General features: G+C 53.4%; 8 protein-coding genes. 2 read left to right on the forward strand and 6 right to left on the reverse strand.

Features of this window, described 5'->3' with window-relative positions; all coding sequences use genetic code 11:
* Window positions 1-231: 231 nt before the first annotated feature.
* Together LKE08_RS22685 and tmk are read right to left on the reverse strand one after the other, a co-directional pair.
* Window positions 232-1,224, reverse strand: a complete 993-nt coding sequence (locus LKE08_RS22685) for a DNA polymerase III subunit delta' (RefSeq protein WP_324706545.1) — start codon at window positions 1,222-1,224, stop codon at window positions 232-234.
* A gap of 26 nt (window positions 1,225-1,250) precedes the next feature.
* The gene (gene tmk, locus LKE08_RS22690; protein ID WP_324706551.1) at window positions 1,251-1,904 is read right to left on the reverse strand and encodes a dTMP kinase; all 654 of its coding nucleotides are present in this window, start codon (window positions 1,902-1,904) and stop codon (window positions 1,251-1,253) included.
* A gap of 326 nt (window positions 1,905-2,230) precedes the next feature.
* On the opposite strand from tmk, the gene LKE08_RS22695 reads away from it, so the two are divergent.
* A complete protein-coding gene (locus LKE08_RS22695; RefSeq protein ID WP_324706546.1) occupies window positions 2,231-2,578 on the forward strand; it encodes a hypothetical protein in 348 nt (115 codons plus the stop codon).
* A 155-nt stretch (window positions 2,579-2,733) separates the two neighbouring features.
* Here the strand turns inward: LKE08_RS22695 and LKE08_RS22700 are convergent, their stop codons facing one another.
* A complete protein-coding gene (locus LKE08_RS22700; protein ID WP_324706547.1) occupies window positions 2,734-3,177 on the reverse strand; it encodes a hypothetical protein in 444 nt (147 codons plus the stop codon).
* Between the two features lie 57 nt (window positions 3,178-3,234).
* The gene (locus tag LKE08_RS22705; RefSeq protein ID WP_324706548.1) at window positions 3,235-3,696 is read right to left on the reverse strand and encodes a hypothetical protein; all 462 of its coding nucleotides are present in this window, start codon (window positions 3,694-3,696) and stop codon (window positions 3,235-3,237) included.
* Window positions 3,697-3,808: 112 nt separating this feature from the next.
* On the opposite strand from LKE08_RS22705, the gene hypE reads away from it, so the two are divergent.
* A complete protein-coding gene (hypE, locus tag LKE08_RS22710; protein WP_324706552.1) occupies window positions 3,809-4,855 on the forward strand; it encodes a hydrogenase expression/formation protein HypE in 1,047 nt (348 codons plus the stop codon).
* A 98-nt stretch (window positions 4,856-4,953) separates the two neighbouring features.
* On the opposite strand, the gene LKE08_RS22715 is transcribed toward hypE, so the two are convergent.
* Both LKE08_RS22715 and LKE08_RS22720 read right to left on the reverse strand, forming a co-directional pair.
* Window positions 4,954-5,409: a nitrate reductase associated protein gene (locus LKE08_RS22715; protein WP_324706549.1), complete on the reverse strand. Its 456-nt coding sequence runs from the start codon at window positions 5,407-5,409 to the stop codon at window positions 4,954-4,956.
* A 111-nt stretch (window positions 5,410-5,520) separates the two neighbouring features.
* Complete coding sequence (locus LKE08_RS22720) at window positions 5,521-7,371, reverse strand: PAS domain S-box protein (RefSeq protein WP_324706550.1); 1,851 nt, start codon at window positions 7,369-7,371, stop codon at window positions 5,521-5,523.
* Between the last annotated feature and the right edge of the window lie 232 nt (window positions 7,372-7,603).

The following is a 7,603-nucleotide window of genomic DNA, read 5'->3' on the forward strand; positions in this document are numbered from 1 at the left end:
ACACCAGACACTCCAGGACACAGAGTGCGATCGCTATCTTTTCCCATCCCCACCCCAATCGCAACCCGTTCGGAGTGGCAACAAATATCCATCCCCAACCCTCCCTAAATTTCCCATAACTTCCCTTGACAAATTCCTCGACTTGACCTATTCTTAAATCATGGGAGAATGTGCCGCCCGATAGACACCCCATCCGGCGAAGGATTTCACCGCAGCACAGAAAAGCCCCGACTATAAATAGCAAGACGCCATCAACGTACATTCCCAAACCAAGCGGGGTTGGACGTAGGTGAGGAGATGCCGTCGTGCCCGTTCGAGATGTTGGAGTAGGGCGGGGACGGTTTGCCAATTTTCGGCGCGGTTTTGGTACTGCAGCCAGTAGCAGTGCTGGAGATAGTCCACCAGCCACAATTGTGCGGGGTTGTCGAGCGATCGCGCAATTTCCGCCGCCAATTCCAAAGCCTCCCGCAAATTTCGGGGTTGCCGCCGGACTTTTTCGAGCAATTCGGTGGGGATGGTCTGCAATTGTTCCCAGCAGACCATCGCCTGTCCCGGGCTCCCCTGAGCCATCGCCATCACCTCGGAATGGGAGCAAATTTCGCCGCAGTGGTTGCGCGTCAAAACCTCCGCCATGTCCGTTTCAGACAAACGATAAAAGGGGATTTTCGCACAGCGGGAAATCAGGGTGGACAGCAAAGAATCGACGCCGGGGGCGATCAAAATTAAAGTCGCCCGTCCCGGTTCTTCCAACGTTTTTAACAGGCCGTTTGCCGCCGCCTCCGCCATCGTTTCCGCCCCCTCCAACACCACCACCGATCGCATCGCTTCCAGGGAGGGACGGCCGAGAAATTGACCGATTTCCCGAACTTGGTCGAGGCGAATTTGCGGGGGGGCGCGGCGTTTCAACTTCGCCTCTTCGGCTTCGGTCGCGGTGAGGAGTTTTCCCTGGTGCAAATAAGTCGGTTCCACCCACAATAAATCGGGATGGTTTCTCATGTTTACCCGGTGCTTGAGGGATGGGCGATAGTCTTCCGGATTTCCTGTTCCCCCCGTCCGCCGTTCTTGCAGCAGCAATTCCACAAAACAGGTGGCAGCCAACCTGCGTCCGATGCCGGGACTCCCGACGAATAAATAGGCGGGGGCGATCTGATTCAGGGCGATCGCCCGAGTCAGAAGTTCTACGGCTTGGGGCTGTCCGACTAAGGGAGAAAATGGGTCGGTCATTTTAATTCACAATTAATCATTAAAAATTAATCAATTATTTTCCATTTTATCAAATATTGGGTTAAAATGGTTTGGATGTCTCGGGTGACGCGATCGCGGTCTGCATTGCCCGAGACGCGGACGATGCGGTGGGGGTGGGTGCGGGCGAGGTGGGCGAATCCTTCCCGGACTCGGCGGTGAAATTCCAAGTCCGCCCGTTCGATGCGATCGCCGTTTCCCCGGACTTGGACGCGGTTGAGTCCGGCCTCTACGGGGACGTCCAACCACAGGGTCAGGTCGGGTTCGAGCCCCCCCGTGGCGATGCGGTTGAGAGCGTCAATTTCACCCAAATCCAAGCCCCGGCCGTAGCCCTGGTAGGCGACGGTGGAATCGGTGAAGCGATCGCATAAAATCATATTACCCCGTGCCAGGTGCGGTTTGAGAAGTCCCCCGACGTGCTCAGCGCGGTCGGCGGCGTACAACAGCAATTCGGCGCGATCGCTCAGGAGAGCTTTTTCGTCGCAGTGAAGCAGCAATTCTCGCAAATGTTGGCCAAGTCGGGTCCCCCCCGGTTCTCGCGTCACGACAATTTCCAGCCCGTCCGAACCCAATTTTTCCCGCAACCAGCCCTCAATTGCCCGAATTTGTGTGGTTTTTCCGCAGCCTTCAATGCCTTCAAATACAATCAATTTTCCGCGCATTTGTTTGGACTTTTCCATTCCGTTTCCTTGTTGGCGATCGCAATTTTTTCCTTAGATGTGCTGACCCGGGTCGTTTCGCTGCAAATTTCAGTAGCTTTTCGGGGGGTCAGTGCGATCGACCCCAAGTCAATTTTAGCGCCGATGGGGTCAAAAAAGAGTTTTGGATGACTGAATTCACTGAATTTCACTGTAAAATAGATCGGGGTTTGGGAGATTGAGTCTGTGGCGGTGCGGGACATCCCATCCTCGGCGGTTCGACCGCAGTCCAACGCCCCCTTCAGCACGACTGAGGGCGATTGTCAATTTTCATCAATTTGGAGTGAATTATGGCTCGCTACACCGGGTTTTTTGTAATGGCCGTGGAGATTGAATATGTGCGGGAAATCTTGATTGAAATGCTGGAAGCCTGCAATATTGAGATTACCTATCAAACCCCGAGTTCCCTGATCGGCCGGGAGGCGATCGGTCAAGCTTCGATCGCCAAACTGGTGACGGCGGAGGTGGTATTTGACACCGCCACCTCTACGGAAAACGAGACGAAAATGACCCTGATGATTAAAAATGAGGAATTGCCCCTCAAACTCAACAACCACTGCCATCAGATGTTCGAGTTGATCAGCCAAATGATCGTCGATTGTCGGCAGTGGGATTTGCTCGAAAGTATCGCCCTTTAGGCGATAAACTCGTCAAGATTACGGGTAATATTGTACCGCGCAAATAATTGGATGATTGTAGCATCTCCATCCGCGAAAGTACGGCGGCAGTCGGGTTCCGAATCCCGATCTTAATTGAACTCCGACTGAGAGATCATTTTTAAGGCGATATCTGCTCAAAATTTATTCAACTTGTCGATCAGGTGTTCCCCGGAAAATAAGTCGATCCCCAAAGCCGATTTGAGCAAGTACAGCAATAGAAATAAAACCGACGTGATCAGCAGGTTCAAACCGACCAACAGGACGATCGCCGCGATCGCATTTCCGACCTGAGTCGCCCTCGCCGGGAGGTAAGAACGGACCCCGCGACGGCGTTCTTTACCGACAAATAAAACCACATAAAAGCGACCCAAAATCAGATCAACAGTAAACCTCAAATCGACAACTTTGGGGGAAGGTTTGGGAATGGCATCCCGCAAAAGCCGCTCGATCGCCTGCCGCTGTCGGGCATCGAAACTGTGCAAAATCTCGGCATCCATCCCTTGCAAATAATCCTCCGGCGTTCTCAACCGATAGTCGGACGAGTTGATGGTTTCTGGCCGCTGCGATCGCTCTGTCACTGCCCCGGTATCTCCTTTTATAATAGCCGAATATTGCCGATCAATAAATCATTTCCATCAGGGAAACCAACCGAGGTAAAAAATTAAACACCCCAAACCGAAGCCGGAGGCGGGAATTCCCAACAAAAAATAAAAGTGGCGTTCCGGCTTCAAACCGAACCGTTCCAGGAGACGCGGCCCCCACGCCAACCCCATCACCAAAGCGATCGCGAACCCCCACAATCCTATCAAAATCATCGCCCACAGCGACGCATTCCGCATCGGCAAATCCGGCAGCCAAACAGTCGGCCAGGTCTTGAGAACCGCCCCCACGAACATCACGGACACTACCCAAGCATTCGCCACAATAATCGCCTCGGTACCCGCCTTCGCCAAATGCAGCGTCATTCCCAACATCCCCAACCACACGAAGCCAGGCGCCTCAAATGCGGCCAGAAACCAACCGGCGAGGGTATATCCCACAAATAAGGCGATCGCGTAGATCCAAAAGCGGCGATCGGTGTAAAATTGACGGTTCACGGCGAGAATCCAACCATCGGGATTTTAACATTTTCACAGAAGATGTTATAGTTATAACACCCGACGGAAGAAACGCCAAAACGAGCCGAATTTGCAGCCGACCAATCCGAAAATGGAAGCCAACCAAGATTTGACCCTCACCTGTCCGATCCCCATTCAAAATTATCCCCACGTCCTGCTGGCCCACGGCGGTGGCGGACGGTTGATGCACCAGTTGATCGACCAAATGTTTCGTCCCGCCTTCGGCACGGCGACGGAAATTCCCCACGACGCGACCACCCTGACTTTACCCGGTCAAAAAATTGCCATGACGACGGATTCTTACGTCGTCAATCCGCTATTTTTTCCGGGGGGAGATATCGGCTCGATGGCGATTTACGGGACGGTGAACGACCTGGCAATGGCGGGCGCCCGCCCCCTCTATCTCAGCGTCGGTTTTATCCTGGAAGAAGGGTTGCCGATGACGACACTTTGGCGGATCATTCAAGCCATGCAAATGGCGGCAAAACGAGCCGGCGTTAAAATCGTCACCGGCGATACAAAAGTCGTCGATCGCGGCAAGGGTGACGGCATTTTTATCAACACCTCCGGAGTCGGAATCATCGAACATCCCCTCGCCATTTCTCCAACGTCCGTACAGTCCGGAGATGCCGTTTTGGTGAGCGGCGACCTCGGACGCCACGGCATCGCCATCATGGCAGTGCGGGAGGGGTTGGAATTTGAAACCACCATCGAGAGCGATTCGGCCCCCGTCGCGGACGTAGTTTTGGAGTTGTTAAATGCGGGAGTGGACATTCACTGCCTGCGGGATTTGACCCGAGGGGGGTTGGCGAGTGCGTTGAATGAAATTGCCACCGCCACCGACCTGAAAATCGCCATCGACGAGAATAAAATACCCGTCCGGGAAGACGTGGGGGGCGCCTGCGAAATCCTCGGATTCGACCCCCTTTATGTCGCCAACGAGGGGCGATTCGTCGCCTTTATCCCCGAAAAAGATCGGGAGAAAAGTTTAGCGATTTTACAACAAAAAGAATCGAGTGCCTGCGCGATCGGAACGGTGGGCGATCGCACCGGGGCACGGGTGACGATGCGGAGTAAAATCGGCGCCACCCGCATCATCGACCTGCTGAGTGGAGAACAGTTGCCCCGCATTTGTTAGGGTATAGGGTGTAGGGTGGAGAGTTTTCCGGTTTCCTCCCAACCTCCCCATCCCCGTCACCCTCGACAAGCGGTTTGGATATCTAACCGGATTTTATATTAAGTGAGAATATTAAATTCCCTCAATGCCGGGATAAAATTCGCATTTTCGTGGCTGGAACGGCTGAGTTTGATCAAGGCGAAGCGTTGCAGCGGGGTCAGGTGTTTCCACTGTTCGGGGGAGATTTCCGTCTCGGTTTCCGCCGCTTTTTGCAGCACCGCTTCCGGGATGCGATCGCCATTTTGCCAGGGCGGATTGTCCTCGACGGGCAGATCTTTGAGGGGGATGTCGGTGTACCGCGCGGCAAAATCTTGCAGCAAATTGCGATAGGCATCAATTTCTTCCCCCGTCTCCGCCGGTTCCTCCACCAACCGCCGGCGGACCTCGAGATCGAACTGATTCCAGTGGGCCAATTTCAGCTTCACGCCGCAGGTGTCCAACTTGTAGCGAACCGCCATCGGAATACACCGCAAGGAGGACACGAAATCATCTTCAAACTTAAATAATTGACTCATTTTTTAATTTTAGATTGTCGGGGCGCAAGCCAGGCACCCTAATTTTAGATTCCTTGCTTCGGGAGGAGTGAGAAGTTAGAAATTTATTTCTACTCCCCACTCCCTATTCTATCACGCCCGGGGCAACGTAAAATAAAAAGTGCTCCCTTCGCCCGTCCGACTTTCGACCCATATTTTTCCCTCGTGTTGGTGGACGATATTTTGACAGATGGACAGGCCTAAACCCGTCCCGCCTTTTTTGCGACTGTCGGACATATCCACCTGTTGGAACCGCTCGAAAATCAGTTTTTGTTTATCTGCCGGAATCCCGCATCCCCAATCCCGGACGACAAAGAGAACGTCTGTTTCCCGAAGTTGGGCACTCACTTTCACCTCAGAATCGGGTTCAGAAAACTTGATGGCATTGCCGATCAAATTGGTCAACGTTTGCACGATCGCATCGTGGGCCGCCCACACTTTTTCCTCGACAGCGTGGCTGACAACCGCCACCTTTTCTTGGCTGGCGAGGGGTTCCATCACCGCCACAGATTGGGCGATCAAATCCGCGACATTGCAGCTTTCTTTGACCAATACGACTTGTCCGGACTCCAGCCGTTGCAAGTCCAAAATATCGTTGACCAAGCGCACCAGGCGGACGGTTTCCTGGGTGGCAATTTCCAACATCTTTTTTTTTTGTTCGAGTTGATTGTCGTACAGTCCGGAAGAGAGCAACAGCAGCGACCCCTGGATGGACGTGAGGGGAGTGCGGAGTTCGTGGCTGACGGTGGAAATGAAGTCATCTTTCATCTGTTCGATCGCCTTCCGTGAGCTGATATCCACAATTTGGGCGATCGTATAGAGGACTTGACCGGGAGTTTCCATAATCGTCGCGTTGAACAGTCCCCAAATTGACCGGCCATTTTTAGTCATAAAACGCTGCTCGATTTGATAGGAAGACAATTCCCCGAAACACAATTTTTTCAAAACGTCGGAAGTCAGACGGCGGTCCGTCGGATCGATGAGATCCTCGATCTCCATCGCCAGCAATTCCGACTCAGAATAACCCAACATCTGGCAGAGGGTATCATTCACTTCCAGCAGACCGCACAGGGGAGAAATGATCAGCAGTCCCGAAGCAATGGTATCGAAGACCGTCCGAAATTTTTGTTCGCTGTAGCGGAGGGCGGACTCCGCCTGTTTGCGGTCGTCGATATCCTGGTGCGTCCCCACCATCCGCAGCGGCTTTCCCGTCCCGTTCCACACCGCCTGTCCCCGGGCGAAAATCCACTTGTAACCCCCACTTTTGCAGCGGAGGCGATATTCGATCGCAAACTCAGAAATCCGGCGGTCGAGATAGGCGTCCAACTGTCGCAAAACCCGATCGCGATCGACCGGATGCAACAACCCTTTCCAAGTTTCAATTTTGGGGCAAAGCTCGTCCTTTTTATAACCCAACATCGTGCAATATTGGGCCGACATCAACAGGCATCCCGTCCCGATATTCCAGTCGAAAATACCGTCCCCCGTCCCCCGCATCATCAACTGCCACCGCTCTTCATGTTCGCGGAGGTGGTCGTTTTGGGCTTCGAGTTGCCGCTGCAATTCGGCGTGGGTGAGGTGCAGTTTCACCCGGGCGAGAACCTCTTGAGGTTGGTAAGGTTTGGTGAGATAGTCCACCCCCCCCGACTGAAAAGCCCGGACCTTGCATTCGGATTCATCCAAAGCACTGACAAAAATGATCGGCACGGAGGGGTTCGGATGCAGGGATTGGAGTTGGCAACCCAAGGTGTAGCCGTCGATATCCGGGAGTTTGATGTCGAGCATCACCAGGCCCGGTTTGCGGCTTTGAACGGATGCGATCGCCAATTTCCCCGTCTGGGCGACCCGCACCCGATACCCCGCATTCGAGAGCAGATTGACCAACAAATGCAGGTCGGAAAAATTATCTTCGACGACTAAAATTTCTGAATCTCGATGGGTCATCGGTCGGGGGGATCTTCCGGAAGGTGCGAGAGAAAAAAGCAATCTACGAGTTCGTGTAAGTAATCGGACAAAATGGACTTACAGACCCGAAAAGGAGGAATTCGACGGGAAAACCGAAACGAGCAGCAGCTCCACCAATCATTCCCGCCAGTCAATTTGACAAACTCCCCGCGAAGACAGCGACGGGGATTCTGGGGTCAAACAGTAAATGCAGGCTGAGCCTGACTGACTT

Source organism: Lyngbya sp. CCY1209 (assembly GCF_035615495.1).
In the GTDB taxonomy this organism is placed as follows: Bacteria; Cyanobacteriota; Cyanobacteriia; order Cyanobacteriales; family Microcoleaceae; genus Limnospira.

Bases quoted from the DNA above. Each gene is read 5' to 3' on its own strand.
- LKE08_RS22685 (WP_324706545.1), bottom strand. From the start codon at position 1,224: ATGACCGACCCATTTTCTCCCTTAGTCGGACAGCCCCAAGCCGTAGAA.
- tmk (WP_324706551.1), bottom strand. From the start codon at position 1,904: ATGCGCGGAAAATTGATTGTATTTGAAGGCATTGAAGGCTGCGGAAAA.
- LKE08_RS22695 (WP_324706546.1), top strand. From the start codon at position 2,231: ATGGCTCGCTACACCGGGTTTTTTGTAATGGCCGTGGAGATTGAATAT.
- hypE (WP_324706552.1), top strand. From the start codon at position 3,809: ATGGAAGCCAACCAAGATTTGACCCTCACCTGTCCGATCCCCATTCAA.
- LKE08_RS22715 (WP_324706549.1), bottom strand. From the start codon at position 5,409: ATGAGTCAATTATTTAAGTTTGAAGATGATTTCGTGTCCTCCTTGCGG.
- LKE08_RS22720 (WP_324706550.1), bottom strand. From the start codon at position 7,371: ATGACCCATCGAGATTCAGAAATTTTAGTCGTCGAAGATAATTTTTCC.